Source organism: Flavobacterium cryophilum (assembly GCF_048286555.1).
Lineage (GTDB): Bacteria > Bacteroidota > Bacteroidia > Flavobacteriales > Flavobacteriaceae > Flavobacterium.
Genome location: NZ_JBLVPZ010000001.1, coordinates 819634 through 846430, shown reverse-complemented (window position 1 = coordinate 846430; position 26797 = coordinate 819634). Strand labels below are relative to the sequence as shown.

Annotated in this window: 31 protein-coding genes and 1 pseudogene; 9 read left to right on the top strand and 23 right to left on the bottom strand. The window is 33.5% G+C overall.

From position 1 onward, the window contains the following. The first annotated feature begins 84 nt into the window (after positions 1 to 84). Together ACNQGJ_RS03775 and ACNQGJ_RS03770 are read left to right on the top strand one after the other, a co-directional pair. Positions 85 to 468 carry a glycosyltransferase family 2 protein gene (locus tag ACNQGJ_RS03775; RefSeq protein WP_417980321.1) on the top strand — a complete coding sequence of 128 codons (384 nt, stop codon included), beginning with the start codon at positions 85 to 87 and terminating at the stop codon, positions 466 to 468. 36 nt (positions 469 to 504) lie between these two features. Then, positions 505 to 744: a glycosyltransferase family protein gene (locus ACNQGJ_RS03770; RefSeq protein WP_417969925.1), complete on the top strand. Its 240-nt coding sequence runs from the start codon at positions 505 to 507 to the stop codon at positions 742 to 744. Positions 745 to 922: 178 nt separating this feature from the next. Here ACNQGJ_RS03770 and ACNQGJ_RS03765 read toward each other — a convergent pair whose 3' ends face one another. Then, entirely contained in the window at positions 923 to 1561 is a 639-nt protein-coding gene (locus ACNQGJ_RS03765; RefSeq protein WP_417969927.1) for a transposase, read from the bottom strand. Between the two features lie 476 nt (positions 1562 to 2037). Here ACNQGJ_RS03765 and ACNQGJ_RS03760 point away from each other — a divergent pair, with 476 nt between their 5' ends. Both ACNQGJ_RS03760 and ACNQGJ_RS03755 read left to right on the top strand, forming a co-directional pair. Next, a complete protein-coding gene (locus ACNQGJ_RS03760) occupies positions 2038 to 2325 on the top strand; it encodes a hypothetical protein (RefSeq protein ID WP_417969929.1) in 288 nt (95 codons plus the stop codon). A gap of 307 nt (positions 2326 to 2632) precedes the next feature. Then, positions 2633 to 2887: pseudogene (locus ACNQGJ_RS03755) on the top strand (glycosyltransferase); the annotation flags it as partial. Between the two features lie 96 nt (positions 2888 to 2983). Here ACNQGJ_RS03755 and ACNQGJ_RS03750 read toward each other — a convergent pair. The 3 genes from ACNQGJ_RS03750 to ACNQGJ_RS03740 all read right to left on the bottom strand — a co-directional run bounded on the left by ACNQGJ_RS03750 (position 2984) and on the right by ACNQGJ_RS03740 (position 4867). Further along, positions 2984 to 3130: a hypothetical protein gene (locus ACNQGJ_RS03750; protein WP_417969931.1), complete on the bottom strand. Its 147-nt coding sequence runs from the start codon at positions 3128 to 3130 to the stop codon at positions 2984 to 2986. Between the two features lie 203 nt (positions 3131 to 3333). Further along, positions 3334 to 3852, bottom strand: a complete 519-nt coding sequence (locus ACNQGJ_RS03745) for a gamma carbonic anhydrase family protein (protein ID WP_417969933.1) — start codon at positions 3850 to 3852, stop codon at positions 3334 to 3336. A 16-nt stretch (positions 3853 to 3868) separates the two neighbouring features. Continuing rightward, positions 3869 to 4867, bottom strand: coding sequence for a PorP/SprF family type IX secretion system membrane protein (locus tag ACNQGJ_RS03740; RefSeq protein ID WP_417969935.1), 999 nt, complete (start codon positions 4865 to 4867; stop codon positions 3869 to 3871). Between the two features lie 168 nt (positions 4868 to 5035). Between ACNQGJ_RS03740 and ACNQGJ_RS03735 the strand changes: the two genes are divergently transcribed. The 4 genes from ACNQGJ_RS03735 (at position 5036) to ACNQGJ_RS03720 (ending at position 8100) form a co-directional block, all read left to right on the top strand. Beyond that, positions 5036 to 5935, top strand: a complete 900-nt coding sequence (locus ACNQGJ_RS03735) for a NifU family protein (protein ID WP_417969937.1) — start codon at positions 5036 to 5038, stop codon at positions 5933 to 5935. 119 nt (positions 5936 to 6054) lie between these two features. Then, a complete protein-coding gene (locus ACNQGJ_RS03730) occupies positions 6055 to 6255 on the top strand; it encodes a dodecin family protein (protein WP_417969939.1) in 201 nt (66 codons plus the stop codon). Positions 6256 to 6576: 321 nt separating this feature from the next. After that, positions 6577 to 7173 carry a hypothetical protein gene (locus tag ACNQGJ_RS03725; protein WP_417969941.1) on the top strand — a complete coding sequence of 199 codons (597 nt, stop codon included), beginning with the start codon at positions 6577 to 6579 and terminating at the stop codon, positions 7171 to 7173. Between the two features lie 81 nt (positions 7174 to 7254). Then, a complete protein-coding gene (locus tag ACNQGJ_RS03720) occupies positions 7255 to 8100 on the top strand; it encodes a mechanosensitive ion channel family protein (protein WP_417969943.1) in 846 nt (281 codons plus the stop codon). Between the two features lie 20 nt (positions 8101 to 8120). On the opposite strand, the gene tsaB is transcribed toward ACNQGJ_RS03720, so the two are convergent. From tsaB to ACNQGJ_RS03685, 7 genes are all read right to left on the bottom strand, one after another. Then, positions 8121 to 8789, bottom strand: coding sequence for a tRNA (adenosine(37)-N6)-threonylcarbamoyltransferase complex dimerization subunit type 1 TsaB (gene tsaB, locus ACNQGJ_RS03715; protein ID WP_417969945.1), 669 nt, complete (start codon positions 8787 to 8789; stop codon positions 8121 to 8123). Positions 8790 to 8873: 84 nt separating this feature from the next. Then, positions 8874 to 10178, bottom strand: coding sequence for an efflux RND transporter periplasmic adaptor subunit (locus ACNQGJ_RS03710; RefSeq protein ID WP_417969947.1), 1305 nt, complete (start codon positions 10176 to 10178; stop codon positions 8874 to 8876). 6 nt (positions 10179 to 10184) lie between these two features. Then, on the bottom strand, positions 10185 to 11621 hold the full coding sequence (locus tag ACNQGJ_RS03705) for a TolC family protein (RefSeq protein ID WP_417969949.1): 1437 nt from the start codon (positions 11619 to 11621) through the stop codon (positions 10185 to 10187). An 82-nt stretch (positions 11622 to 11703) separates the two neighbouring features. Beyond that, positions 11704 to 12819 (bottom strand): efflux RND transporter periplasmic adaptor subunit, encoded by a 1116-nt coding sequence (locus ACNQGJ_RS03700; protein WP_417969951.1) that lies wholly within the window; start codon positions 12817 to 12819, stop codon positions 11704 to 11706. Positions 12820 to 12863: 44 nt separating this feature from the next. Beyond that, complete coding sequence (locus ACNQGJ_RS03695; protein ID WP_417969953.1) at positions 12864 to 14129, bottom strand: ABC transporter permease; 1266 nt, start codon at positions 14127 to 14129, stop codon at positions 12864 to 12866. Between the two features lie 2 nt (positions 14130 to 14131). Further along, complete coding sequence (locus ACNQGJ_RS03690) at positions 14132 to 15376, bottom strand: ABC transporter permease (protein ID WP_417969955.1); 1245 nt, start codon at positions 15374 to 15376, stop codon at positions 14132 to 14134. Continuing rightward, a complete protein-coding gene (locus ACNQGJ_RS03685; protein WP_417969957.1) occupies positions 15369 to 16070 on the bottom strand; it encodes an ABC transporter ATP-binding protein in 702 nt (233 codons plus the stop codon). The genes ACNQGJ_RS03690 and ACNQGJ_RS03685 overlap by 8 nt, the downstream gene beginning before the upstream one ends. Before the next feature lie 173 nt (positions 16071 to 16243). On the opposite strand from ACNQGJ_RS03685, the gene ACNQGJ_RS03680 reads away from it, so the two are divergent. Continuing rightward, on the top strand, positions 16244 to 17653 hold the full coding sequence (locus tag ACNQGJ_RS03680) for a DUF4403 family protein (protein WP_417969959.1): 1410 nt from the start codon (positions 16244 to 16246) through the stop codon (positions 17651 to 17653). 69 nt (positions 17654 to 17722) lie between these two features. Here the strand turns inward: ACNQGJ_RS03680 and ACNQGJ_RS03675 are convergent, their stop codons facing one another. The 12 genes from ACNQGJ_RS03675 to gcvH all read right to left on the bottom strand — a co-directional run bounded on the left by ACNQGJ_RS03675 (position 17723) and on the right by gcvH (position 26782). Further along, on the bottom strand, positions 17723 to 18010 hold the full coding sequence (locus ACNQGJ_RS03675; RefSeq protein ID WP_417969961.1) for a hypothetical protein: 288 nt from the start codon (positions 18008 to 18010) through the stop codon (positions 17723 to 17725). Continuing rightward, positions 18000 to 18542 carry a DUF420 domain-containing protein gene (locus ACNQGJ_RS03670; protein ID WP_417969963.1) on the bottom strand — a complete coding sequence of 181 codons (543 nt, stop codon included), beginning with the start codon at positions 18540 to 18542 and terminating at the stop codon, positions 18000 to 18002. Before ACNQGJ_RS03670 ends, ACNQGJ_RS03675 begins: the two co-directional genes overlap by 11 nt. Before the next feature lie 2 nt (positions 18543 to 18544). Continuing rightward, positions 18545 to 19231 carry an SCO family protein gene (locus tag ACNQGJ_RS03665; RefSeq protein WP_417969965.1) on the bottom strand — a complete coding sequence of 229 codons (687 nt, stop codon included), beginning with the start codon at positions 19229 to 19231 and terminating at the stop codon, positions 18545 to 18547. A gap of 6 nt (positions 19232 to 19237) precedes the next feature. Continuing rightward, on the bottom strand, positions 19238 to 19879 hold the full coding sequence (locus ACNQGJ_RS03660; RefSeq protein ID WP_417969967.1) for a hypothetical protein: 642 nt from the start codon (positions 19877 to 19879) through the stop codon (positions 19238 to 19240). 75 nt (positions 19880 to 19954) lie between these two features. Continuing rightward, positions 19955 to 20305 carry a cytochrome C oxidase subunit IV family protein gene (locus ACNQGJ_RS03655; RefSeq protein ID WP_417969969.1) on the bottom strand — a complete coding sequence of 117 codons (351 nt, stop codon included), beginning with the start codon at positions 20303 to 20305 and terminating at the stop codon, positions 19955 to 19957. Positions 20306 to 20324: 19 nt separating this feature from the next. Further along, complete coding sequence (locus ACNQGJ_RS03650; protein ID WP_417969971.1) at positions 20325 to 21302, bottom strand: cytochrome c oxidase subunit 3; 978 nt, start codon at positions 21300 to 21302, stop codon at positions 20325 to 20327. A 42-nt stretch (positions 21303 to 21344) separates the two neighbouring features. Then, positions 21345 to 21932 carry a cytochrome c oxidase subunit 3 gene (locus tag ACNQGJ_RS03645; RefSeq protein ID WP_417969973.1) on the bottom strand — a complete coding sequence of 196 codons (588 nt, stop codon included), beginning with the start codon at positions 21930 to 21932 and terminating at the stop codon, positions 21345 to 21347. 2 nt (positions 21933 to 21934) lie between these two features. Continuing rightward, positions 21935 to 22837: a heme o synthase gene (gene cyoE, locus ACNQGJ_RS03640; protein ID WP_417969975.1), complete on the bottom strand. Its 903-nt coding sequence runs from the start codon at positions 22835 to 22837 to the stop codon at positions 21935 to 21937. Positions 22838 to 22918: 81 nt separating this feature from the next. Then, positions 22919 to 25042 carry a capsule assembly Wzi family protein gene (locus ACNQGJ_RS03635; protein WP_417969977.1) on the bottom strand — a complete coding sequence of 708 codons (2124 nt, stop codon included), beginning with the start codon at positions 25040 to 25042 and terminating at the stop codon, positions 22919 to 22921. 19 nt (positions 25043 to 25061) lie between these two features. Then, positions 25062 to 25805 (bottom strand): deoxyribose-phosphate aldolase, encoded by a 744-nt coding sequence (gene deoC / locus ACNQGJ_RS03630; protein ID WP_417969979.1) that lies wholly within the window; start codon positions 25803 to 25805, stop codon positions 25062 to 25064. 226 nt (positions 25806 to 26031) lie between these two features. Then, the gene (locus tag ACNQGJ_RS03625) at positions 26032 to 26448 is read right to left on the bottom strand and encodes a VanZ family protein (RefSeq protein WP_417969981.1); all 417 of its coding nucleotides are present in this window, start codon (positions 26446 to 26448) and stop codon (positions 26032 to 26034) included. Next, entirely contained in the window at positions 26402 to 26782 is a 381-nt protein-coding gene (gcvH, locus tag ACNQGJ_RS03620) for a glycine cleavage system protein GcvH (protein WP_417969983.1), read from the bottom strand. Before gcvH ends, ACNQGJ_RS03625 begins: the two co-directional genes overlap by 47 nt. Positions 26783 to 26797 lie beyond the last annotated feature (15 nt).

Genomic DNA, 26797 nt, shown 5'->3' with positions numbered 1-26797 from the left:
TTTAAAATTGTTTCATTCTGACGAGATATAGCGGTGTTCCAAATAAATTATTAGCGTCAATTATACTAAATACAATAGAATTATATATGTAAAAATAAGTGTCATACTGCCATTCTACAATGCAGAGGCATATTTGTTGGAATCCATAGAAAGTATATTGAGCAGACTTTTACGGATTTTGAATTGTTAGCGATTGATGATGGTTCAACTGATGGCAGTGTCGCTGTGATTAAATCCTTTAATGACAAAAGAATACACCTAATTACTCTCGAACATAATTTTATTGCGTCGCTAAATTATGGTTTAAAAATTTCCAAAGGCAAATTCATTGCCCGAATGGATGCCGATGATATTATGTTGCCCAATAGATTACAAATACAACATGATTTTATGGAGAGAAAATTTAATGTAGATATATGTGCAAATTGTGCCGAAAGCTTTGGAAATACCTGTGGAACTATGCAGTAGGAAAGTAATCATGAAGTTATTATAAGTTCCTTGCTTATGTATAGCAGTCTGATTCAGCCAACCGTAATGATTCGAAAATCAACTTTAGAACAAATGTTTCTGAGTTATTTGGATTATGCTTGCACGGAAGATTATAAACTATGGACTGATTTGGCTTTGGCCGGGGCTCGTTTGGCTAATATTCTGAAGTATTATTACGTTATCGATCTTCCTCAAACCAAATCACGAATAAATATCGGGATAAGATGTCTCATTCTAGTTATAAAATTAGATTAGAATATGCTGAAGGTTTAATAAATAGGATGAGTGAAGAGAATGAACGGTATTGGGATTATTAGAGCAGGCAGTGCAGTTATTGGAGTTGGATCTTTTGGCCTTTGAAAGTTTTTTGCAAATTGTTTACCAGTTGAATACAAGCCATTTAAAAGTATTAGTTAATAATTCGAATCAAGGGTTAAAATATTAAGTTAATAAAAGCCGAAGCAATTTTACCAAACAGATGTACTAATAGCCCTTTTGTGGATCTAACCTTGCTAGCTCTTTGAATATCTGTTTTTTGAATTAGCCAATTAAAAAAAGATTCGATAGGCTGTCTGACCCTTGAAACAGCCGTTGAATACAGGTCGTTCGATGCTTTGACTCTATTTCTAATTTCTTGACATTCTCCCTTTACCGCTTTAACAGGTGTCATCATTACTGAGTTTTTTTCTTTTTCAAAATCAGAAAAAAAGTCTTTGTTTTGATAGATTTTATCTCCAAAAAAACATCTATTTTCTTTAAATGACCATACTTCTTTAAAAACGGTTAAATCATTCACCGAAGCTTGAGTTATTTGTATTTCTTCTGCGAAAGGAATTGTGAATTCTCGTCTAAAAGCTAAAGCGTAAAGTTTAACTCCATAATAATACATACTTTTTGTAGAACAATATCCCTTGTCGGTTGTCTCTTTAGCTACTTTTCCCGAACGCTTTCCAGAACAAGCAACAATAGGCATAGAGTTTAACGAGCTTTGATTAGAAAAACAATCTTTTGGATAGAATACTGTAATTAAACCTGTTACCAAATCTTTAAAAGCTTCAGAGAGGCGCTTCAATCTGTTGGAAAATGCAGAATAGGATCCGAGTTTTGGAAACCAAGAATGCAAATATTCATTAGTAAATCGGTAAATTTGCTTACCGTTGTTACTAAATCGCTCGCAAGTATATTTTAAATCTTTTTCAAATCTAAATTTGTACTAATTTTAGGGCTTTAGTCTGAATAATCATATGTTTAAAAGCATTTCGGATGCACCTCAAATGTACTAATTTTCAGACTTTAAAACAAATTATTTGAAAGATATCTCGTTCTTTAAATACATTTGAAACTATTTAGTCAACCCTTGATTCGCATTATTAATTAATTAATAGCACTTATTGGAGATACCTTGGGTAATAGTGGTGTTGAAAAAGTGTATGCTTTATTGTCTATCTATTTTCATGGCACAGGGTTAGAAGTGTGTAACATTATTTATGGGATTTGGTGACCTATGAATATGCTGGCTCGTTGTAAATTATTCATACAAGAAGTGAAATGAGAAAGGCTATTCAAGAGAATCTATTTAATTATATTATTGATTTTAGAATAGGTCTGGATTTTTTGCAAGAATTTTTAATTTCTAGGTTTACGTATACCCAAAATGTATTTTATACCGTACATAGTGGTTTTTTAGATTTTTATTTTCCAAAATCATCGTTTTTATCTAAATTAATCTATAAAAAAAGAAATATTGTAACTGTTTTGAAAGGGGTAAAAGAAGCCATTTTATCTAGAAAAATAACAGATAAGGTAAATTGTATATATAATCCTTTAAATTTTTGAATCAATAGCTAGGTTGGAAAATGATTTTATATTGGAAAAGGATGTAAATTACATTTTAGCCGTTGGCAGATTGGATTGGGATAAAACAATTTGACCAATTGATTTTAGCGTATTCGCATTCTATTTTACCTCAAAAAGGGATTAAACTTATTATTGGGGAAGGTCCAAATAATTATAAGTCATTATGTTTTCAATTAGAATTGGAATCTAGTGTTGAATTCAAAGGGTTTTTAGTAAATCCATTCCCGTATTTTAAAAATGCGCTTTTTAGTGTTTTATGTAGTAAAAATGAAGGTTTCCTAACGTTCTTATTAAGTCACTTGCTTGTAATACTCCCGTCGTTTCTTTTGATTATTTTTCCACTCCAAGTGAAATCATAACTGATAAACATAATGGTCTTTTAGTAGATAATCAAAATTTTGAAAAACTCACAGAGGCCATGAATCTTTTTGTTGCAGATGAGAATTTGTATTCTAAATGTAAAGAAAATGCACTAAAAAGTGTTGAAAAATTTTTATTAGAGAATATTGGCGCTCAATTGGTTAGATTGTCTGGGGATTAATGTGAAATAGGATTAAGTAATATAACCAAGGAGCATATTTATGAAATTGAGCTTAAAGTGTTTGAAAATATGGTTTCATACTGGGGTTATTTGCTATTAATTGGAATTTACTTTTACCAATTCATTTATGGGGCTTTTTGCGAAATCCAATTTATCTCGCAAAACCATCATATCCTCACTCACTTTTTTATCTAGTATTTTAGCATATTGCTGAGTAGTCTGTATGTTTTTATGACCGAGCATTTTACTTATGGTTTCAAGTGGGAACTGGACCGGTTAGTACCACAGAGGTTGATCAACAATAGTAATTTCTTTAGTATTATTTAAATGTATAGAGGTAAGAACAATAAAACAGATTCCAAATAATGTTGCCGAAGTATTTAATATATGCGAAGCTTTATCCTTTTTTTTGCCCATTTTTTTAATTAACGAAAAGTAAAATATTTTCATTCCTTTTCTTTGAACCAACTCGAGTACATTACATAATTATTCGAAATGCGATTAATTTCTCCAGCAAAATCAGATTGGTTGATATCTTTTACTTTCTTGGCAGGAACTCCCGCCCAGATAGACCCTGATTCTACAACTGTATTTTGAGTAATAACAGCACCGGCTGCCACAATTGAATTACTTTCGATAACACAGTTATCCATTACAATCGCTCCCATTCCTATTAACACATTATCGTGAATGACACATCCATGAACAATGGCATTATGACCAATGGAAACATTATTTCCTATAATTGTTGGATGTTTTTCATATGTACAATGAATTACTGCGCCATCTTGAATGTTTACTTTATTACCAATTGTGATAAAATTTACATCACCTCTAATAACGGTATTAAACCAAACACTACAATTTTCTCCAAAAGAAACATCGCCTACAATGGTTGCATTTTCGGCAACATAGCAATCCTTTGGAATTGAAGGAGACTTACCGTTAACAGATTTAATTAGCATGGAAAAAGTATAAATATTAATTAATAGCAGGACAATTGCAATCGTATTTTACAGGTTTACAGAACAAATCAATTCCTAAAGTAATTTGGTGATAGCCACCGTTATCAAATTTAACAGCTCCTGTCAACTGAGAATAGGTATACGCAAACATAAATTTGTTAAAGTTAACACCTACTATTGGCGTTATGTATTGCAGCTTTTGTATGGAAACAGAATTTCCATTACGATATTCAGCACCATCAAAACTTCTTCGGTAAGATAATCCACCCCATAGTTTTCCGAAATCTAAGGTTTTATAAGCTTTAAAGTTAATGTCAATCGCCTTTTCTCCGGTTTTATCCACCATTTGGAACAAAATAGAAGGCTCCCATATAATTTTATCTCTGTCACCAAAGATATAACCGGCACTCAACAAGTACTTTCGTAAATTATCACTTTCATATTCCGTGTAAATATCTCTTCTGGTCTCGATAGCATTTTTTACTGTTCCATGAGCGTAGAAATCCAAGTAGTTGTATGATGCTCCTATATCTACATTAAAATAAGAATCTTTTTGCACAACAGTTCCATTAATAATGGGATCAAAATCACCAGACTGACGAAATTCTGTTTCGTCTAATTGACTTTGAATAAATCCTGCACTGATTCCAAAAGACAATTGATTTAAATCTATTTCATTTCTTGAAAACATTAAATGGTACGCATAACTAAATTTGACACCTTTTTGAGAATGATATCCGTTTTTATCATTGAAAAGTATAATTCCCGCACCTGCCTTTTCACTTACTCGTCCGTTAAAACTTAATGTTTGCAATTCTGGTGCATCTTCCTGATCAAACCATTGTTTACGTCCTGTCAATCTAATTTTGGCACAATTTGCGGCGCCTGCCATAGAAGGATGGATTAAATAATAATTGTCTGAAAGATAATCGGAGTAAACAGGAATTCCTTCCTGTGAAAAGGAATAAAAGGATATGAAAAAAAGAACCGAGAAAAATTTAATTTTATTATACATCTAGTTGCTTTTTAATGAGGATGAAAATTCTAAATCAATAAAAGTTTTACGGTAACAAAGCCAAACAGCTTAACTAAAAATTAAACTAAAGTTAATTTATTCATTAAAAAATCAAATATAGTTATTCGTAGAAAATAACTTTAGTAAATTTGTAAAAATTTAAAAGTCATGAACAAAGTTAGCATAAAAGAAACACAAAACCCAACTATATTAAAGTTTGAATTTCAGGATTTTATAACCCAAAATGAAAGTTTTGAATTTAAAAACATTGATGAGGCTAAAACATCTCCACTAGCCCAAAAATTATTCTACCTTCCCTTTGTAAAAACAATTTACATCTCTGGAAATTTTATAGCAATCGAAAAATATAATATCGTTGAATGGGACGATGTCAAAGATGCCGTAGCAGAACAAATAGATACATTTGTTAGCGATGGTGGGACAATCATTGCGATTGATGAGAATAAAACCAAAAAACAGCCTGTGACTGTTTATGGAGAAAGCACTCCAAATCCAGCTGCTTTAAAATTTGTAGTGAGTAAAATGCTGACTAAGAATGCTATCGAATTCAAAAATATTGATCAAACAGGGGCATCTCCATTAGCAAAAGAGCTTTTTAAATTCCCTTACGTGAAAGAGATTTTCATTGATGAAAACTACATTTCGGTAACGAAATATGAAATCAACGAATGGCAGGAAATTACATTAGAACTAAGAAGTTATATAAAGCAGTATATTGAAAACGGAGGAACAGTGCTGGATGAAAATTTCATTCAAGCAGTTACTGCAAAAGAAGATACCAAAGCAAAAGAGTTTGATAATCTGGATGTGACGTCGCAACAAATTATCAACATATTAGAGGAGTATGTAAAACCCGCAGTACAAGCTGATGGTGGTAATATTGCATTCGATTCATATAATGAAGCTGACAAGACCGTAAAAGTAATCCTTCAAGGCGCTTGTAGCGGCTGTCCGTCATCAACATTTACTTTAAAAAGCGGAATTGAAAACATGTTAAAAAGCATGTTAAACGACGAATCAATTAAAGTAGAAGCTATAAACGCATAAGCAAAAAATAATATCTATTTTAATTATTATCAAATAGTTACATAAAAATACTTGCCGTTTTAAATCGAAATATTAAATAAAATAGGTAGATTTAATCTTTAACGTAACAAATAGAAATTATGTCAGTATTAAAAGTAATTGAAGTGCTTTCCAGTTCAGATATCAGTTGGGAAGATGCAACTAAAAAAGGAGTTGCAAAGGCGGCTAAAACCATAAACCACATACGTTCTGTTTACATTAAAGACCAAAGTGCCGCTGTAAGTGGCGGCGAAATCTTAGAATACAGAGTAAACTTAAAAGTAACGTTCGAGCTCGAATAGCTTACTGTAATGAATTATTAAAGCGTTTCTGTTGAAACGCTTTTTTTATTTTTAGACGTTATTCACTACCATTGGTTGCACTACTTTCTGGCATTAGTTATTCTTCTTTAAGTTACAAATCGGATGGTTTTCGATGAATCAAAAAATATCAAATTTGGATTTTTATCCGCACACTTCATAGCTAAACAACCGGAGTTTCCAGTTGTCATCGCGGAAGGTACTTGATGCCAAATGCTGATTTTCAGTAAATTATTAATTGTTTAATACCGTAATCTTAAAAAAAAATGTTTAATATTGTCAGTCTAATCAAATAAAATAAATATGGGACTATCTTCATTTTTTAAAAATTTATTTGGCTCAGCCAAAGAAACTGCACGCGAATTAGCTGACAAAGCGGAAACTACTTTTGAGCAAGCAAAAGAGACTGCAGCCCCTTATCTTGAAAAAGCGGAAACATTTGCAGAAGAAACATTTGAAAAAGCAAAAGAAACCGCATCTCCTTATCTTGAAAAAGCGGAAACATATGTAGAAGAAACATTTGAGAAAGCAAAAGAAACTGCAACTCCTTACCTTGAAAAAGCGGAAACTTTTGTAGAAGAAACATTTGAAAAAATAAAAGGAACTACAACTCCAGTTTTAGATAAAGCAGAGGGTTTTGCTGACCATACAGAAGAAACCGTCAATGCACATTCAGAAAAAACAGGTGATACGCTAGGAAACGTAGTAGAATCCGTAAAAGAAAAAACCGAAACAGCCGCAGAAAAAGTCGAAGAAATAACAAGTGATGCTAAAGCAACAGTGAGTGATGCTGTGGAAAATGTTTCTGAAAAAGTAAGCTCTTTAGAAAATGACGACAATGCCAGCACTACTAAAATTGTTAAAGAAACTATAATTAAAATAGAAGAAGACGCCGATTAATTTATAAAAAAATAATTTATTTGTATTTTTGCACTTCAAATGTAACCTTCTCTTTTGAGAAGGTTTTTTATTAGATAAAAAATGAACTTAAACCCAGATCAGTTAACTGATTATGCCAATACATTTATCACCGTATTGATTGATTATTCTCCTAAATTTATTTCTGCTTTTCTCATTTTATTTGTTGGCCTTTATGTGAGTAGGCTTATCAATAGATTCATTAGAAAACTAATGATAAAAAGAAATTTAGATCCTACCTTGACAAAGTTCCTTGCCGATATTTTACTTTGGGTTTTGAGAGTACTTTTGTTTGTGTCTTTCATTTCAAAGTTAGGGATAGAAACCTCGTCATTTGTTGCAATTTTAGGTGCGATGGGCCTCGCAGTGGGATTATCCCTTCAAGGTTCCCTATCGAATTTTGCTGGCGGCATGTTGATTATTCTTTTTAAACCTTTTAAGGTACACGACACCATTGAAGCACAAGGAGTAATAGGAACAGTCAGCGAAATACAAATATTTGTAACAAAATTACTTACGGCTAACAATCAAACTATTTTTGTTCCTAATGGTTCGCTGTCCAATGGCAACATCATCAATTATTCGATGGAAAAAATTAGAAGAGCTGATCTAACTATCGCTATTTCTTATGACACGAACATTAAAGAAGCAAAAGACATCATAATTGACGTCTTAAACAACAACCCAAAGGTATTGAAAGCCCCTGCCGCTGAAGTTTCTGTAAAAAACCTGACCGATAATGCAATCCAATTAGCGGTAAGACCTTGGGCCGCGAGCGAAGATTTTTGGGGAGTTTACGCTGATACACTGCAAAATTGCAAACAAGCTTTTGATACAGCAGGAATTGTTATTCAGCCATTTGTAAAAGAATTTTCAAAAAAAAATAGCCCAACTGATTCCTTAGAATAATTAATTCACACAGGAATTCTCTATTTCTTCGAAGTAGTAATCATGAAGTCTTTCAAATAATAAGGTTCAAAATAAGCGACATCTACGGTGTCGCTTTTTTTGAATTTCTCAAAACTTATGGCGCTCATTTCTTTGGCAGAAGGATATACAATTCCATCAAGAAATATATAATTTTCTTTGGTCAAAACCGACTTGCATTTTTCAGCACAATCGCCAATAAAATAAAGCGTTTCCTCCAAATTTTCAAAGGAATTCTCCGTAATTATTTCGGCCAGAACTTCCCTTTTTCGTTCCAAATTTGGCGCAAAAATAACACTATACACTTCCATTCTTCGAGCATCAATCATAGGAATGATCAATCCGCTGGAAATGGTTACTTGCGACGCCAAAGCTTGCAAAGTATCTACAGCAATTAATGGAATATCCAGCGCATAACACAGTCCTTTGGCAGCCGAAACTCCGATACGCAATCCGGTGTAAGAACCTGGACCCTGACTCACTGCGACGGCAGATAAATCATTGAGCGTAATTCCTGCCTCCTTTATAATTTCTTCTATAAAAACATGAAGTCGTTCTGCATGAGAATATCCTTCTTCTGCAATTTCTTTACTTATGATTGTTTTACCGTCCTTTGCAAGAGCAACTGAACAGTTTTTTGTAGCGGTTTCGATGTTGAGAATGTATTCCAATTTTCAGATTTTATTTTAACATGAAAATCACAATCATGAAATAGGTCTTCATAATTGTGATTTTTTAAATAGTAATGTTTTCTATTATTTTTTACTTTCTGCCTTATCCTTATCCGTTTTTAAGGTTACCATATCTCCCGAATTTAAGTCTTTAGAAACGGTGCTGTAAGGTCCGGTAATAACAATATCTCCTTTTTTAAGACCTGTTATAACCTCAATATTTGTATCATCTTGAATTCCGGTCTTGATGATTCTAATTTTAGCTTTATCACCTACTTTTACAAATACGCATTCAAATTTCTTGTCACTTTTTGGTGCAGCTCCTTTTTGATCTTCGTTAGGGTCTTCCACTTTAATTTCTTTAACAGCCGCCGTATCTGATTTTACCACTACTGAACTAATGGGAACCGACAGTATATTCGTTTTTGTTTCCGTAATGATATCTACCGTTGCAGTCATTCCGGGTCTAAAAGGAGAATAGGTATTTGGTTTTCCCTCTAATAAATCTTGATATGATTCTTTAAGAATTCTTACTTTAACCTTAAAATTAGTTACCTGATCAGCCGTCAAAGCGGAGCTTGCTGAATTAGAAATACTAGTTACTGTTCCTTTAAATTGTTTTTTAAGATAAGCATCAACTTCAACATTAGCATCGTCACCTACTTTTATTTTTACAATATCATTTTCATTGACATCTACTTCCACTTCCATATTATTCAAGTTGGCGACTCTCAAAATCTCTGTTCCAGTCATTTGTTGCGTTCCTAAAACACGTTCTCCTAATTCTACATTTAACATCGAAATTGTTCCATCCGCAGGCGCATAAATTGTAGTGCGTCCTAAATTATCTTTCGCTTCATTTACGGTTGCCGAGGCACTTTGAACATTAAAATAAGCCGTTTGCTTGGCTGCTTTTGCCACTTCGTAAGAAGCAAGTGCTTTATCCCAATCTGCCTTTGAAATAATTCCTTTTTCAAATAATGTTTTATTTCGGTCGTAACTTGATTTAGATTCCCTAAACGAAGCATCTGCCTGGCTCAAATTTGCTTTGGTTCCTGATAAATTTGAAACCGACCGATTGTACCCCGAAGTGTATAAATCTGGATTTATTTTTACCAATAAATCTCCTTTTTTTACAACTTGGCCTTCTTTAACGTTTAAAGAAATAATCTCTCCTGATACCTCAGATGAAATTTTAACTTCGATTTCTGGTTGAATTTTTCCTGTAGCCGAAACTGTTTCAATAATAGTTATAGGATTAACGCGGGCAATTTCAACTTCGGTTCCCTTGTCCTTGTTCCCGATAACTCCAGATTTAGAAAGTGCTATCAACGCAACAATAATTATTATTGCTCCACCTACTAGGATATAAATTGTTTTCTTTGACATGATAAATTAGTTTTTGATAAGTGGAATTCCAAAATAGAATTCCAATATTTTAATTTTAAAAATATAATCGTATTTTGTTCTTAGAACATCTGAATGAGCGTTAGTAAGTAAAGTTTGTGATTGATTAAAATCAAAAGAATTCATCAAACCAACTGTGTATTTTTCGTTGGCATAATCATAAGCTCCTTGTCGCGATTCAAGTGCCACCACCGAAGATTCATACGCATTTAGCGCCCCTCTAGCATCAGCAAATGCAGTAAAAACATTTCTTTGTAAATCTAAATCTTGTTGCTCTACAGCAATTTTTGATCTTTCTAAACTTACTTTTGAACGTTCTACATTATTTCGTGCAGAAAACCCATTAAAAATTGGCACTGAAAGCTGGATTCCAAAAGACTGCCCTTTATTATCCCCAAATTGATTAAAAAACGGAGATGGATTTCCTAACACCGGAGAGAAGTTATTCGTCAAAACATTTTGATTTGTACCCTGTACATACCCGACGGTCGAAGTAGGATTTAAGGTGTTTGGAATAACACTTATAACTCTGTCACTGTACGCAACCCTGGAATTAAAACTGTAAAACCCTTGTAAAGTAGGCTGAAAAGCCCCTTTTGCGATTGCTAAATCTTTTTGAGAAATCTCTAAATTTGTTCTTGCAATTTTCAATTCTGTTCTACTTTCTTTTGCTTTATCATAGATAACAGCCGGAGATTGTAACATAATATTATTTTCGTCTTTTATTTCCGTATCGTCAACAACATCAAAATTCTCAAAGTCTTTTAACTGTAATAATTGCGCCAAACTTAGTTTTGAAATCAGTAATGCATTCTCAGCAGCAATAACATTTTGATTGTTTGATGCTACAGTGGCTTTTATATCCAATAAATCGCCACGGGGAATAGAACCCGCTCTAACTAATTCTTCTGAACGTGCATATTGCTTTTCATTAATCTCCATTTGTTCATTCTGCACTTTTAAGTTTTCTTTATTAAAGAGTACTTGTAAAAAAGCATTTGCCACATTCAGAGCAACATCTTCCTGCATTTTCAACAACTGATATTTGGCCGCCATTATTGAAAGATTTGCTTTACGAAGTGTATTCTGATTTTGCAACCCTTTGTAAATATCGATCCCAATATTGGCACCGGCAGAGGTAAATTGAGTTGTTTGATTTTGAAGTAAACCTGTTGTAATATCCTGATTCAAACCGATATTCCAAGAATGAGAGGCATTGGCATTCAATGACGGAAGGAAGTTTCCAAACGCTCCTTTTTTGTTAATGGCTGCCGTTTTGGTATCTAACTCGGATTGCTTGATAGAGATGTTATTTTGAATGGCATATTTCACACATTCTTCCAGAGTCCATTTTTTAGACTGTCCCTGAACGGAAAAACCAAATAGCACGATAAAAACGAAACTGATACAACTATTTTTTTTCATATATTTTGAATGAAAGTGTAGCAAAGGTACTACACATATTTAACATTTTTAAAAAAACTAAAATTCTTTTTTGAGGGTGTTTTTACGGTTTTATTTCTTCATTTTTTAACCCTTGATTCCATACTTTTATCTTATCCGAAGCTTTAATTCCGCTTATTATTTCTACATAAATCCCATCACTAACACCCAAGATTAAATTTTTTCTTGTAAATTCTTGTATTCCGGTTTCAACCTCTACATATGGTTTTTGTGTTTTTTTATCAAATTGAATCAGGGATTCTTTCACCGCTAAAACTTTATCCGCTTTTTCCAAAATAATGGAAGCATTTGCGCTTAAACCAGCTCTGATAAATGTTTCGTCATTATTATCTAAAGAGGCTTTTATTTCGAATTGAATCGCTCCATTTTCTGTTTTTCCTTTTGGCGCAATATATTGCAAAATAGCATCGAATTTTTTGTTTTCAATGGCGCCAATAGTTATTTCGATGGGTAATTTTTCTTTTATTTTACCTACTTCTGATTCGTCAATTTTTCCAACAAATATCATACGCCCAACATCGGCAACACTTGCTATTGTTGTGCCTTCATTGAAATTATTACTTTCAATTACTTGGTTTCCTACTTTTACCGGAACATCCAGTACCATTCCGTTTACTGTAGAACGAATCAACGTATTGGCATAACTGCCTAATCCAGATGTTGTTCCTGTTTTCACAATATCATATCCTTGTCGAGAGGCAGTATAATTCTGTTTGGCTTGCTTATACGCTAATTGAGCCGCATCAAAATCATTCGCAGAAATAACGCCTTTATCAAACAATGTTTTTTGTCGTAAAAATACTTTTTCCTGATTGTCTAAGGCAATTTTGGAAGTTTGAACTTGGTTTTGAGAATTACTCAAATTAGATACATTAGCAACAACTTTAATTTTTGCAATTAAATCACCCGCTTTTATATTTTCACCGGCCTTAATATAAACCGCTTCAATAATACCTGAAATATTAGGTTTGATAAGCACCTCTTCATCAGGAACAATATTACCTGTGGCAATGGTATTCTTCACAATGGTTTTTGTTTCTGCCTTATCGGTTTCAAAAACAATGGGAGATTCCTGATTCTTGGCATACAAATAATACAACGCACCAAAAAACACCAGTGCGATTGTAATTAAAATGGTTATGGTTAATCCTTTTTTCATTTTGCTTATTGTTTAATCGATTATAAAAAAATTTTGATTGATACTTATTCTGTTCTTAATGCGTCTACTGGTTTTACGTTTATGGCGGTCTGAGCCGGAATTAATCCTGCTAGTAAACCCGAACCAATGAGAATGACCAATGCAATAAAAACGACGGTCAAATCCACACTTGGATTGGCAAACATCATTCCTTCACTTGGCATCGAATCTAAAACCATATTGATAATCGCCAGTAATCCAGTGGCCAATGCAATTCCAAACATTCCTGCTATAATAGTCAGGAAAATAGCTTCAGATAAAATTTGGGACCGAATCGCACCCGGTGTTGCGCCTAATGCTCTTCGAATTCCTATTTCTTTTGTACGCTCTTTAACAACGATCAACATGATATTAGAAATTCCAATTACTCCGGAAAGTAATACCAATGTTCCTACAAAATAAGCAATGAATCTAAGAATAAAAAACAATCCCTGAATTTTACTAAACTCCTGAAATAAATCAAAATTCCCAATTGCCCTATCATCTTGAGGATTGATTGAATGTCTGGATTTCATGAAGTCTAAAATTTTAGGTTTTAACTCCGTAATTGACGCATCGTCATTAGCAGTAAGCGCCATCCATCCTACAGTATCCCCATAATTAAAGGCTTGTTGAAAAGTAGTAAATGGCATAAAAATATTTTTTTGAGCAGATTCAGCATCGCCATTATTTCTGGATTTTGAGTTATAAACACCCACAACCATAAAATTTACGCCGTTAATCTTGATATAAGTGCCAATAACCTCTTCTGCTTTATCATACATTTCGCTGATTACACCTTGACCAATAATGGCAACTTTACGCTTCAATGCTATATCCTGTTGATTCACAAAACGTCCTTTTATAATATCCATCGATTCTTGCTTGATCAATTCCGGGTAATCTCCGTAAATGGTGTAAGCCGCCGTTTTAGTTCCTCTCACAACATTATTCGCTCCTTCATAACCTCCCAATTGATTTCTAGGTGAAACGTATAATAAATCCGGGAAATTCGCTTTCAATGCATTAATATCGGCATTTTTAAAATTGAATTGTCTGGTTGTAGGCAATCCTTTAAACGGTTTTGAAGTTGTTTGTGACCACATAAACATGGTATTAGTGGCAATTCCGTTAAAACCTTTTTTAACGCCATTTTCCAATCCATTTCCTGCGGCGAGTAATATCACTAAAATAAATATTCCCCAAAAAACACCAAACGCCGTAAGGATCGTCCGGAAGGTATTAGCCGTTAAGGCCTCTAAAATTTCGTTCCATTTATCTCTGTCAAACATAACTATTCGTCTCTAAGTGCTACAATGGGTTTAATTTTCGCTGCTCTGTATGCTGGAAAAAACCCCGCTAAAGCTCCGGCAACAACTAGTAATATCAAAGTGGTTAAAGCGATACTAAAATCAACTTCGGGATTCAGAAAATAATCGCTGGATACCTGCGGTCCTACTAACTCCAATAATAATAAACTTGATAAAAGACCTACAAATCCTGCTATTGTTGTTATAAAAATGGATTCGTGCAAAATCATCCCAATTATAGAAACGGGCGATGCGCCAAGTGCTTTTCTAATACCAATTTCTTTAGTTCTTTCTTTTACGATTATCAGCATAATATTACTAACTCCAACGACTCCAGCTATAATAGTACAAATTCCAACCCACCAAAAAAACAATCGGATATAGAGATTTAAATCATAAAACTGTTTTGCATTTTTTATGGAATTATTAATTCCTATGGCACTTTCATCATCCGGCGCAATTGTATTTTTACTTTTTAACAATTGATCTAATTCCTTTGTAAACTTATTTGACTGCGCTAAAGCTTCTTCGTACGTCGCCTTTTTAGTTAAGGTAAAAGACAAATTACTTATCTTGTCGCCAATCCCAAATGCTTGTTGCGTGGTCGTTATGGGCAGATACACTCTGGATTCTTCTCGTTCTCCAGCTGGGTCTGTAAAAACACCAACAACTTTAAAATTGATATTGTTAATTACGATTTGCTCTCCAATAGGATTCTTGTCTTTGAATAAATCCAACTTTACTTTTTGTCCAATGGCCGCAACTTTCTCACTGCTTACCAAATCATTATTATTAATGAATCTTCCATTTACAATTGTTGCATTCTCGATGGCCTGATAATCGGGATAAACGCCTCTGTATTGATAATTTCCCGTTTCTTTACCATATACAATTATGCCGTTCCAAAAACTATAGGTAGCCGCTTTTTTGTCTAATAAGTCGCCAAACTTTTGCACGGCAATGTTATAGTCACTGTTGCGAAATTGAATTTGTCTTCCAGGATTTAATCCTTTGTATTCTTTGGCAGTGGTTCCTGTCCAAACTTCAATTATACCATCGGCATCACGTTCAAACTGTTTTTCAATACCGTTTTGAAGTCCTTTTCCAACTCCCAGGAGAATCACTAAAATAAAAATTCCAGAAGCCACAGAAATTCCCGTGAGAAATGTTCTCAGTTTGTTCTTGGCTATAGCTTCAAAAATTTCCTGCCAGCGTTCTACATTAAACATAAGCGGATGCTCTTACTTGTTCTACTAATTTATCATCGATAATTAAACCGTCCTTTAAAACTACGTTTCTTTTACACATAGCAGCAATGTCAGGCTCATGCGTTACAATCAAAATGGTTTTCCCCTCATCATTAATTCCCTGTATCAACTCCATAACTTCATATGATGTTTTGGTATCCAACGCTCCTGTAGGCTCATCGGCCAATAGTACTTTAGGATTTGAGGCCAATGCTCTTGCGATAGCGACACGTTGTTTTTGTCCGCCGGAAAGTTCGCTTGGTAAGTGATGTGAATGTGATGACAGACCCACTTTCTCTAAAAAATTCATCGCAATTTCATTGCGTTCTTTTCTTTTTATGCCTTGATAATACAATGGCATAGCCACATTATCCAAAGCGCTTTTATAATTAATCAAATTGAAAGATTGAAAAACAAAACCCAAAAATTTGTTGCGATACCTTGACGCAATAGTTTCGTTGAGATTTTTAATAGGCACCTTATCCAAAATATAATTTCCCGAATCAGCTTCATCAAGAATTCCCAGAATATTAAGCAAAGTAGATTTTCCAGAACCGGAAGACCCCATAATGGCCACCAATTCCCCTTCTTTAATGTTGAAATTAATTCCTTTTAACACATGTAATTCAGAATTTCCCATCTTATAGGACTTATGCAAATCTTTAATTTCAATCATAATTATGTTAATTTTAAAACAATATTAATTCTTCTCTAAAAGAAATTGTAATAAGAAACCGGTAATCCACGTATCAGGAATTTAACCATAAGTCTTAATTCTTGTGAAAATGTTACACATTAATCCTAAAAAAGAATTGTTTGGTTAATTTTGCCGCATCAAACTAAAATAAAATGCCTAAATATCTTTCAGCCCTACTTATATTTTTGTTTACCACATTAATTACGAGTTGCTCTACAACAAATAAAATAGCTACTTTAAAGCCAGAACCAGACGATGCTACCCCTTTAATTTACGAAAACTCACCTTCCTTTATCAATTTACCCATCAGCGTAAAACTGAAAGATATCGAAAACCAAACAAACTTCCTTTTGAATGGGCTAATTTATGAAGACAACAATATTGAAGATGATGATATTGAAATGAAGATTTGGAAATTGGCACCAATTACCATCAAAAACGACAACGGGGACAATGGTCAAAAAATAAGAACCGTCTTTCCTTTAAAGGCTATTGTAAAATACAGGATTGGAACAAAGAAAATGGGAGTGGAATTATACAACACTAAAGAATTTAATCTCGATGGCGTGGTAACTTTGCTTAGTGATGTAGGGTTGACTAATTGGAAAATGAATACCAAAACGGAACTAAAATCATTGGATTGGAACGAAAGCCCCACGATGTCCGTTTTTGGAAAAAATCTACCAGTAACCTATCTTATCAATCCGGGAATAAAGCTTTTCAAATCTAAAATAGAAAATAAAATTGATGATGCTATTGCAAAATCAATGGATTTTAAACCGAATGTATTGGCTGCATTGGAAAAAATTTGTGCGCCTTTTCAAATGAGCGACACGTATGAAAGTTGGCTTCGTATTGTTCCTATTGAAATTTATTCTACTAATGCAAAACTCAAAAATGACACTTTTGTATTGGAAATGGGAATGAAATGCAACATGGAAACATTTATAGGAAAACAACCCGAATCTAAATTTAATGCCAGTAAAATTGTTTTAAAAACTGTATCTAAAATACCGAAGGAAATCACCGCAAATATTGTGGCTGTTTCTACGTATCTGGAAGCTTCAAAACTACTTACCAAGAATTTTGCTGGACAAGAATTTGGCACAGGTTCTAAGAAAATGAAAGTTAACAATGTTGCTATTTGGCACAAAAACGGGAAAATGATAATCGCGTTAGATGTATTGGGATCTGTAAATGGAACCCTTTATCTATCCGGTTTTCCGCAATATAACGACAAAACCAAAGAAGTTTTTTTTGATCAATTAGATTATGCTTTAGACACAAAAAACAAATTAATGCGAACTGCCAATTGGTTAGCGCAAGGATTAATTTTAAAAAAAATAGAACAAAGTTGTCGCTACTCCATTAAACCAAATCTTGAAGAAGGTCAAAAAAGCATGATGACGTATTTAAAAAACTATTCTCCTATGCAAGGTGTTTTTGTAAATGGAAAATTGGAAGAGATTCAATTTCAAAAAATACAATTGACAAATCAGGCCATCATAGCCTTTATAAAAGTAAAAGGAACTATAAATGTTTCCGTAGACGGATTGAAGTAAAATACCAGACCAAAAAAAAGGAGTCATTTGACAAAATGGAATTTGGATATTTTATTAAATTTTCAATCCTTAATCTTTTTTCTTTTTCATTCGATAGATCGCAAACCCTATTCCTGCGACAAGCAGATACGGAATTACCATTAAATAAACGATACCGTCATTTACCGCTGCAGCTTTGGTCGTATTTTCTTTACTAGTCAACGCAGCGCGACACATGGCACATTGCGCATTTGCTGTTAGCGAAAAGAGATTTAACACCAGAAATAACACTAGAGTAAAAAGGTACGATTTACCATTTCCTTTTTCTCTTTTTAAGGCACCGACTTTGATTGTCGTTATTTTATCTTTAGTATACATAATACGGTGAAATCATTAAATAAACAACTACTCCCGTTATGGCAACGTACAACCAAATTGGAAAAGTAATTTTGGAAATTTTTTTATGCTTGTCAAAATTTTCTGCCAATGCTCTAACATATGTTATTAAAACCATCGGAATAATAGCAATCGACAAAACAATATGGGTGATTAATATAAAGAAATAAACATATCTAATTGTTCCTTCTCCGCCAAATTTTGTTGAATCAGAAGTCATGTGATACGCAACATACATCACCAGAAAAGCAAGTGACAATGCAATAGCCGAAGTCATCAACCTTTCATGAAGTTTTCTTTTTCCGTTTTTAATGGCTACAACAGCAGCAATTAAAATAATTGCAGTAATTCCATTGGTAGTTGCATAGATTGGCGGCAAAAAGGAAAGTGGTTCAACATCATATCCAAAATCTTTTAATTTTACTCCAAAAAGTATGGCAACCACAACCGGTATTAAAATTGAAACTCCAATTATTAACTTACTGAATTTCTGCTCTAACGAATTATTTTCCATTCTTATTCTTCTAGTAAAATATTTATATCTTGCTGAATGTTTCTGACTCCTTTTTTATCCAAACCATCATAATATAAAATTGGATTTCCATAATCATCCTTTCTACAGCGGATGTTTCCATTTTTATCAATCAACGCAAACAATCCTGAATGTTCAAAACCACCCTCAACTTTTTTATTTTCGCCAGCATAAAGATTAAACCCTTTATTGGCTAAATTAAAAATATAGGCTTTGTCTCCGGTTAAAAAATTCCAATTGGAGGATTGTACTCCCAAAAAATTAGCATGTTCTTTTAATATTTTTGGAGTGTCATGTTCTGGATCAATAGTAATAGAGACAATTCCAAAATTAGGATTTCCAAAAAAACTCTTTTCTAAAACCAACATACTTTCATTCATTTTCGGACAAATCGTAGGACAGGTAGAAAAGAAAAATTCTAATACATATACTTTTCCTTTGTAGGTTTCATTAGTAATCGTCTTATTGTCTTGATTAGTTAATTCAAATTTAGGAGCAGGACCTATTTTAATCAATCGACCTTCCTCTGCAGTTGCTGGATTAACACTATCGAGTCTATCTCCTTGAACCACTTTATCGTTTTTAATCTTTTCTACTATTTTTGGTACTGCGTAAATCCCAAAAATCAAAATAATAAAAGAGATTCCTATGTATGATTTATTTTTGAACATAAAATATTAAATTTTTCTGGTGGCGTTATTGTTCTTTTTAAGAGCGGCACGGTATTCATAAAGAATGACTTTAAAATCATCCAGCATTTCGTTACTCAACTCCGCTGGATGGAATGTATTGTATCCCTCTTTGCCATTTGTTTCAAGTTTTCGACCGCGAAGATTTCGTTCTTTATCAATGATGTAGACTTTTGGTGTACCCGAATTCTCATCTAACTTCTCCACTAATTTTAATTGCGTATAATACGTATTAATGTCTTCTACTGAAGCAAATACAAAGCGCCACTGACTAACATCAGTAAAGGCACCCAAAGCTTTGACTACTTTTTTAGCATCATTTTCAGTTCCAGTTGGACAAATCATTACAAATTGAACATCTTTAAACTCATGATACCTTTGATAAATTTTTTGATTTAGATTGAAAAGATTTCCTCTGTTTACTAAAAGCTCAGAGCCCATAAAACCAAGAATTGTTACTTTGCCATTCAAACTAACTTTTTTACCGTCTAAAGATTGCCAATTACCCAAATCAGCAGTCTTAGGTGTTACTGTCGGCAATTTAGTAAAGCCATTTACCCCAGAAGCGAAAAAAAGATAGGCTACGATAGGTAAAACAAAAAGAACAAAAAGAATAATATTTTTTTTCATTGTAATGCTACTATTTAAAGTACAAAAATAAAAAAAGGTACGCAATGCGTACCCTTTTGTTGAATTAATATCTTGTTAAAAATTCCATTTAATGGTAGAATTTTTAAAAACCTCATAAATATAATCCCCTTCGGTCAAAAGAATAAAGAGCAAATATAATATCAGAAAAACTACTGGAAGAACAACTGAATTTTTTAAAGAACTTTTTTCACCCTCCATGTGCATAAATGCAAATACAATGTAATAAGCTTTAAAAATAGTAAGAGCGTAGAATATCCAATTAAGTAAATTCATACTTAAAAAATCATTCATAAAAAGAAAATCCGGTTTTAATATACCCAAATAAACTTCTACTACTGTAACGGCAGATAATATTCCGAAAACTTTCCAGATTCTACCTATATTAGATACGTGTTCGTGTGACATGATAATTACTTTTTGAAAATTAAACTAGATAGAAAACTGTAAATACAAATACCCAAACTAAATCGACAAAGTGCCAATAAAGACCCACTTTTTCTACCATTTCGTAACTTTTTCTTTTTTCGTATGTTCCAATCAACACATTAAAAAATACGACAATATTGATCATTACTCCAGAAAAAACGTGAAATCCGTGAAATCCAGTGATAAAGAAAAAGAAGTCAGCAAATAATTTACTTCCGTATTCGTTTCTTTTCAAGTTTGCCCCTTCCACAACGTAATGAGCTTGACTCAATCTAGATTCCGACTCTGCTCGTGAAAGAATTGTTTTTCTCTTCTCCTTGTTAATAACCTCGGTTCTAATTAAAAGTTCAGGATGTGCTTTAAAACCCGCTTGCACTTCAGCAACTGAATAAGTAGGCAAACTTGGTTCATCCATAAACCATTTCCCTTTACTTCTTGTCAATTGTTCTCTTTCTTCAGGCAAAACAGCAGCAAATTCAGCTAAAGCAACACGCTTACCGTCTTTATCAACAAATTGAAGTAAACTACCTCCACTTGTTTCAACAGCACCGTATTCTCCTTTAATAAAATTTTTCCATTCCCAGGCTTGAGATCCTACGAAAATCAAACCACCGATAATGGTTAAAAACAGGTAAAAAACTACTTTGTTCTTTTTCATTTGATGACCTGCATCAACAGCCAAAACCATTGTTACAGATGAAAAGATCAAAATAAAAGTCATTAATGCCACATAATACATCGGAGCAGATACTCCATGCATAAACGGGAAGTGCGTAAACACTTCATCAGCTAATGGCCATGTTTCAATAAATTTAAATCGAGAAAAACCATACGCTGCCAGAAATCCAGAGAACGTTAAAGCATCCGATACGATAAAAAACCACATCATCAATTTGCCATAACTTGCTCCCATTGGCTCATTGCCGCCTCCCCAAGTTTTTTCTTCACTATTTGCAATAGTAACTGTCGCTTCCATAAAAGTTATTCGTTAAAAAGTTCCCAAATTTACGTTTTTTTCTTATTTAAAGAAATATAAAAACAAAAACAAATAAACCCATAATAAGTCAAGAAAGTGCCAGTACATTGCACCAAGTTCAATTCCAAGGGTTTGAGATGAATTGTATTTTTGTTTAAAATGATTATAAATTATAATTAGCAGTGAAATCACGCCACCAGCAAGGTGAATCAAATGCACAACCGTAACAACGTATAAAAATGTCGTGGTTATTGAGCTTCCGCTTCCCGTAAAATAATACCCGTTTTTCACTATTTGCCCAAATCCTACGAACTGTAAAACTACAAACAATATTCCTAGAATTAATGTAGTCAAAAGAAAAATTCTCGTTTTACTTTGATTGTTTTTCTGAATCGCTTTTTTAGCCAAATGAAACGTAACGCTACATCCTATTATTACAATAGTACTGTAAAAAAACGCTATTGGTAATTCGAAATCCTTCAACCAGTCTGCTCTGGATTTACTCACTACAAAAGCGCTCGTTAATCCCGCAAACATCATAATCATACTTACCATTGCAAACAACAAAATCAATTTATAGGATCTTGCCGTTCTGGAATTTTGTTCCTCCGTTGTCATTATCATCTCCATAACTATCTTAAAAATTTATCAAATATATAAACCAATTGTAACAATGTAATATATGAAACACTAACTAACATTAAAGTTCTCGCTGCTTTTGGAGTTCTTAACTTGTACAATCGAATCGCATAAAAAAGCATCCATAACCCTAACAAAAATACAACAATTGCGGCAATTGGCGTAATGAACAAACGTCCTGTATAACCTAAAGCCGGTAACAGTGATGCTAAAATTAACCAAACCGTATATAAAATAATTTGCAAGGCCGTTCCTTTGTCTTTTTTGCCTGTAGGCAACATAAAGAAACCCGCTTTCTCATAATCTTCATACAAAAACCATCCTATCGCCCAGAAATGTGGAAACTGCCAAAAAAACTGAATTAAAAATAAGGTTCCTGCTTCTATTCCAAATTCTCCCGTTGCAGCAACCCAACCCAACATAAAAGGAATCGCTCCGGGAAAAGCTCCCACAAAAACAGACAACGAGGTCATCGTTTTTAAAGGAGTGTAAACACTCGTATATAAAAATATTGAAATTGCCCCAAACATCGCGGTTTTTGGATTGATGGTATACAGCAACGCAATTCCAGCAACCGTTAAAAAACTCGCAATAATCAAAGCCGTAGCTGGAGACATTCTGCCTGCTGGAACGGGACGATTTTTCGTTCTATCCATCAAAACGTCTAAATCTTTCTCAATCACTTGATTAAAAGCATTTGATGCTCCCACCATACAGTAACCACCAACTGCCAATTTTATCAAAACCATCCAATCCAATGCATGCAAATCATAAATCCCAAGCATAAATCCGGCGATTGACGAAAACACGACACTAACAGCCAAACGTGCTTTAGTGATCTCTCGGAAATCAACATAAATGGATTTTATTGAAATTGAATTTTGTGTTGCGTTCAATATTAGCGGTTTTTTGTTTTTAAAAACTTTTGCAAAAGTAGTCTATCAAAAGGGATTTGACAAAAAACAATTCACAAAAAATTAATAATCAAAATACCAATTAAAAATATCAGCTCTAATCCCCAAAGTAAACCAATTAGTACTTTCGGTGAAAGTGGTTGCCGTATTTTTTGCAGGATCGAAACTTCTATAAATATAACTTCCAAAAAGCTTTAGATTAGTCGAAGGATTCACTAAATATCCCCCTTGAAAATCAGCAATAAAAACAGCCGTTTTATTTCCCTGACCTACTTTTACACCACTATCAAAAGGCCTTTTTTCATCGTAATCTTTATAGATATTCCCTCCGTAATTAAAACTGTCTTCCGTAGTATCAAAATCCAGTCCTCGACTTCCCACTGTAACTTTTGCATCAGCAAAAAGTCTTCCTTTGTGATAACGGGCGATAGCAATAAATTCCTTAAAATTTCCACCCCATTGATGCCCTATACTTTGATTGTTATGGGCGTAATTTGTAATTGGCATGCTATGGGAATACACATAAGGACGCACATGATTATACTCTAATTGCAATAGTAAATTATCTACTTTGAACGCATTGTAATACTTAATACCTAATTGATAACCGTACTTATTTTTCCAACTATTGTCTCTTTTTTTGATGTCTCCAAGAGAAAACTCATCCAGTATAAACTGTCCGTACAAATTGATTTGATTGTTCCATTTATACTTAAAAGTCAATCCCAAAACAGCGTTCCCACTTCGTGCCGAAGAAGCAAATTCAACCGAACGATAAAATATAATGGGATTCACAAAATTCACATCAAATCCTCTGTCATTCGAATTGGTCCAAATTACCGATTCAAAGAAACCAAGATTTAATTTATTAGAAACATTCCAACTCAAATAATGATTTGCCATAAATTTTGTTGCATACGTTCTTTCTAATGTTACCTCAGGACGAACATCTTTGAGCCACATATAGGTATTGGTATATTTAATTTTCCAAAAATTAGTATTCAATTTAAAATACGGATACGGACTCGCACCATCACTTTCTAATAAAGAACGGTACCCATCACCAATAAAATTTCTGCCGTAACCCAATTGCATATCAATATAGTTACTTGGCGTAAACGTCAAATTGGCTTCCGCCAGAGGAAAATCATAAGCATCCGTTTTAAAGTCTTTTGCAATTCCTATCCCCGGAATGATAGCAGGATTTCCGCCGGCAGGTTTGATAGATTCAGCGTAACGATTGAAGTAGCCTGCAAAACGCCCTTGACTCTCGAAAACCGTGGTAGAAAAATTAAGCTGCTTACCCAAACCACCTCTGAAATTGATTCCGCGTGTGTTTACATAAGTGTAAGACGCCTCACTTTTAGAAGCTGTACCAACCTGCAAATCAAGTATTGGATTTAGTGTAAACCAATACCCTTCACCTTGGATTTCAACAGTACTTTCATTCCATAATTTTCTTGCCCACCACCCTGAAGCTTTCTTTTTTATCTTTTCATTAACCGCTTTCAGATCATAATATTTGGAAACCTCAGCGTACGTATATGGTTTTGATGCGGTATGATTATTACTCCCCACTTGATTTAAAGAACCATCAAACTGCGCGTAATAACTATGCGAAAAAGGAACATTTAAATGACTTTCAAACTCCGGATTAGTAAATTTTTTATATACAATACTATCTAATTCAGTAAGCTTCGGTTTATTATTAAAGACAATCTCAGCTTTCGCCAAAGCTTCAGCTTCGAGTTCTGCCCTACTTTTTAACGGTACAGCAATCGTAATGGTAAACTTAGAATAGGTTGGCTTTCCATTATACGTTGACGGTTGAATTTTTGGAAATTCACCAAAAACCCTTTTCGTTTCTTTTATCAACACCTCATCAACAGCATCAACATAAATCACTTTAAAAACACCATTGCTGTCCACTTCAAAAAGAACTTTTACATTTCCCTTAAAATTATTTTGTTTTAAATTATCCGGAACTTGAAAATTTTGAAAAACAAAATCCTGAACTTGATTGTAGAAACAATTTTCTAACACTTTCGACTGTAAATTTACACAATCAGGAAAAACAGGAAACCGCTCCGCTGAATTACCCGATTGCCCTGTGGCAGTATTTAAATCTTGAGAATATGCAAAAAAGGAACACGAAAATAAAAAGAAAGCCAGCAAGCCTTTTTTCATATTTGTATTTTTTGTGAATTTAATATTCATTATTTGAATTTTGTCCGTTAGCTATAAATTTCGCTCCTGATGTACCTATTCGTTTTACTCCTAATTGAATCATTTTAACTGCTTCATCATACGTTTTTATACCTCCTGCAGCTTTAACCTGAAGAGGCGAAGCATTTTCAAGCATCATCATTATTGACGGAATAGTGGCGCCGTTTGGCAAATTATTTTCTGTTTTATAAAATCCTGTCGAGGACTTCACAAAAACCGATGTGAAATGCTCCTGTTTAAAATTAGAAACAACTATATTTTTTATCAAACTAGACAACTGAATAATCTCCTTATCGCTTAAAGCTGCCACTTCTATAATCCACTTTACTACCTTATTATTAGCTAAACCCAATTGGGAACATTTCAGAATTTCTTCTTTTACCAAGTCTGCTTCTCCTCTTTTAAAAGCTTCATAATTACATACAAAATCTAAATCATCAGCGCCATCCTGTATCGCTTGAAGAGCTTCATTAAGTTTATTTTCTAATGAAGATTTGCCTTCCGGAAAATCAATTACAGTTCCTATTGTCACTATTGAATTTGCCTCAACTATCATTTTTTTTGCCAATGAAACCATATTAGGGCGAATCATAATTAGCTTAAAATGTTCCTCGATGGCTTCTTGAATAAATCCTTTGACTACCAAAGTATTTTCTTTTTCACTGAGTCCCGCTTGTTCTGCCGTTTTTAAGTAGGTAGAATCTAAATATTGCTTAATATTCATGCGCTTTTGATTTCTTAATTAGAATAGAGTACCACGCACAAAAATACATTTTTATGAACACCACCTTACTATAAAATTTCACTATTTTATTTTTTTAAAGCTAGAACTTAAGTTTTTACATTCTTTTAAAGAAAAGACCAGCTAAGCGAAATAAACATTTGTCATTCTGAATGTTATAAAATGAAAAAGTCCCACCAAAGTGGGACTCTATATTACATATGGAAGTTTATCTGAATTTTGTTTTTAAATCAAATAAAATGATAAAAACGATGCTTAAAATTGCACCGACTAAATTTGCTAAAACATCAAATACATCTGCATGCCTGGTAGTGGTCAATAATTCTTGTGCAATTTCTATACTTATTCCAAAAAAAACAGAAAACAGAAACGAAATTATCATGGGTTTTAAACTGTTGACCGCATTGGTGTTTTTTTTAAAAAACAAAAAACAAAGCAACGTTAAAACAAAATGAAAAAAGACATGCACTACTTTATCCAAATTTGAAACCTCTCCTAGCGGAACGTTATTGAGTTGAACCAAACAAAAAAAGCCAATAACTCCAGCCCATAATAAAGCGGCCAAAAAATAGAGTTGTTTAGGCACCAATAAGTTCTTTGTAAGCGTCACTAGATAATAATTCATCTATTTCAGCCATATTTGCAATTTTTATTTTGATCATCCATCCCGCTCCATAAGGATCAGAATTAACACTCTCAGGAGAAGCTTCGAGAGCATCGTTGAAAGCAATAATTTCACCTGTTAAAGGCTGGAACAAATCAGAAACAGTTTTAACAGCCTCAACTGTCCCAAAAACCTCTTCTTTGTCTAAAGTTTGGTCCAAAGTTTCAACTTCAACATAAACGATGTCTCCTAATTCTTTTTGTGCAAAATCAGTGATTCCTACAGTTGCAGTATCGCCATCAATACTAATCCATTCGTGATCCTTAGTGTACTTTAAATTTACTGGTATGTTCATATAAATTGTAATTGA

Coding starts and splice junctions, on each gene's coding strand:
- ACNQGJ_RS03770 (WP_417969925.1), top strand. CDS start 505: ATGTATAGCAGTCTGATTCAGCCAACCGTAATGATTCGAAAATCAACT.
- ACNQGJ_RS03760 (WP_417969929.1), top strand. CDS start 2,038: ATGAGAAAGGCTATTCAAGAGAATCTATTTAATTATATTATTGATTTT.
- ACNQGJ_RS03750 (WP_417969931.1), bottom strand. CDS start 3,130: ATGCTCGGTCATAAAAACATACAGACTACTCAGCAATATGCTAAAATA.
- ACNQGJ_RS03745 (WP_417969933.1), bottom strand. CDS start 3,852: ATGCTAATTAAATCTGTTAACGGTAAGTCTCCTTCAATTCCAAAGGAT.
- ACNQGJ_RS03740 (WP_417969935.1), bottom strand. CDS start 4,867: ATGTATAATAAAATTAAATTTTTCTCGGTTCTTTTTTTCATATCCTTT.
- ACNQGJ_RS03735 (WP_417969937.1), top strand. CDS start 5,036: ATGAACAAAGTTAGCATAAAAGAAACACAAAACCCAACTATATTAAAG.
- ACNQGJ_RS03730 (WP_417969939.1), top strand. CDS start 6,055: ATGTCAGTATTAAAAGTAATTGAAGTGCTTTCCAGTTCAGATATCAGT.
- ACNQGJ_RS03725 (WP_417969941.1), top strand. CDS start 6,577: ATGGGACTATCTTCATTTTTTAAAAATTTATTTGGCTCAGCCAAAGAA.
- ACNQGJ_RS03720 (WP_417969943.1), top strand. CDS start 7,255: ATGAACTTAAACCCAGATCAGTTAACTGATTATGCCAATACATTTATC.
- ACNQGJ_RS03710 (WP_417969947.1), bottom strand. CDS start 10,178: ATGTCAAAGAAAACAATTTATATCCTAGTAGGTGGAGCAATAATAATT.
- ACNQGJ_RS03705 (WP_417969949.1), bottom strand. CDS start 11,621: ATGAAAAAAAATAGTTGTATCAGTTTCGTTTTTATCGTGCTATTTGGT.
- ACNQGJ_RS03700 (WP_417969951.1), bottom strand. CDS start 12,819: ATGAAAAAAGGATTAACCATAACCATTTTAATTACAATCGCACTGGTG.
- ACNQGJ_RS03695 (WP_417969953.1), bottom strand. CDS start 14,129: ATGTTTGACAGAGATAAATGGAACGAAATTTTAGAGGCCTTAACGGCT.
- ACNQGJ_RS03690 (WP_417969955.1), bottom strand. CDS start 15,376: ATGTTTAATGTAGAACGCTGGCAGGAAATTTTTGAAGCTATAGCCAAG.
- ACNQGJ_RS03685 (WP_417969957.1), bottom strand. CDS start 16,070: ATGATTGAAATTAAAGATTTGCATAAGTCCTATAAGATGGGAAATTCT.
- ACNQGJ_RS03680 (WP_417969959.1), top strand. CDS start 16,244: ATGCCTAAATATCTTTCAGCCCTACTTATATTTTTGTTTACCACATTA.
- ACNQGJ_RS03675 (WP_417969961.1), bottom strand. CDS start 18,010: ATGTATACTAAAGATAAAATAACGACAATCAAAGTCGGTGCCTTAAAA.
- ACNQGJ_RS03670 (WP_417969963.1), bottom strand. CDS start 18,542: ATGGAAAATAATTCGTTAGAGCAGAAATTCAGTAAGTTAATAATTGGA.
- ACNQGJ_RS03665 (WP_417969965.1), bottom strand. CDS start 19,231: ATGTTCAAAAATAAATCATACATAGGAATCTCTTTTATTATTTTGATT.
- ACNQGJ_RS03660 (WP_417969967.1), bottom strand. CDS start 19,879: ATGAAAAAAAATATTATTCTTTTTGTTCTTTTTGTTTTACCTATCGTA.
- ACNQGJ_RS03655 (WP_417969969.1), bottom strand. CDS start 20,305: ATGTCACACGAACACGTATCTAATATAGGTAGAATCTGGAAAGTTTTC.
- ACNQGJ_RS03650 (WP_417969971.1), bottom strand. CDS start 21,302: ATGGAAGCGACAGTTACTATTGCAAATAGTGAAGAAAAAACTTGGGGA.
- ACNQGJ_RS03645 (WP_417969973.1), bottom strand. CDS start 21,932: ATGGAGATGATAATGACAACGGAGGAACAAAATTCCAGAACGGCAAGA.
- ACNQGJ_RS03635 (WP_417969977.1), bottom strand. CDS start 25,042: ATGAAAAAAGGCTTGCTGGCTTTCTTTTTATTTTCGTGTTCCTTTTTT.
- deoC (WP_417969979.1), bottom strand. CDS start 25,805: ATGAATATTAAGCAATATTTAGATTCTACCTACTTAAAAACGGCAGAA.
- ACNQGJ_RS03625 (WP_417969981.1), bottom strand. CDS start 26,448: ATGAATTATTATCTAGTGACGCTTACAAAGAACTTATTGGTGCCTAAA.
- gcvH (WP_417969983.1), bottom strand. CDS start 26,782: ATGAACATACCAGTAAATTTAAAGTACACTAAGGATCACGAATGGATT.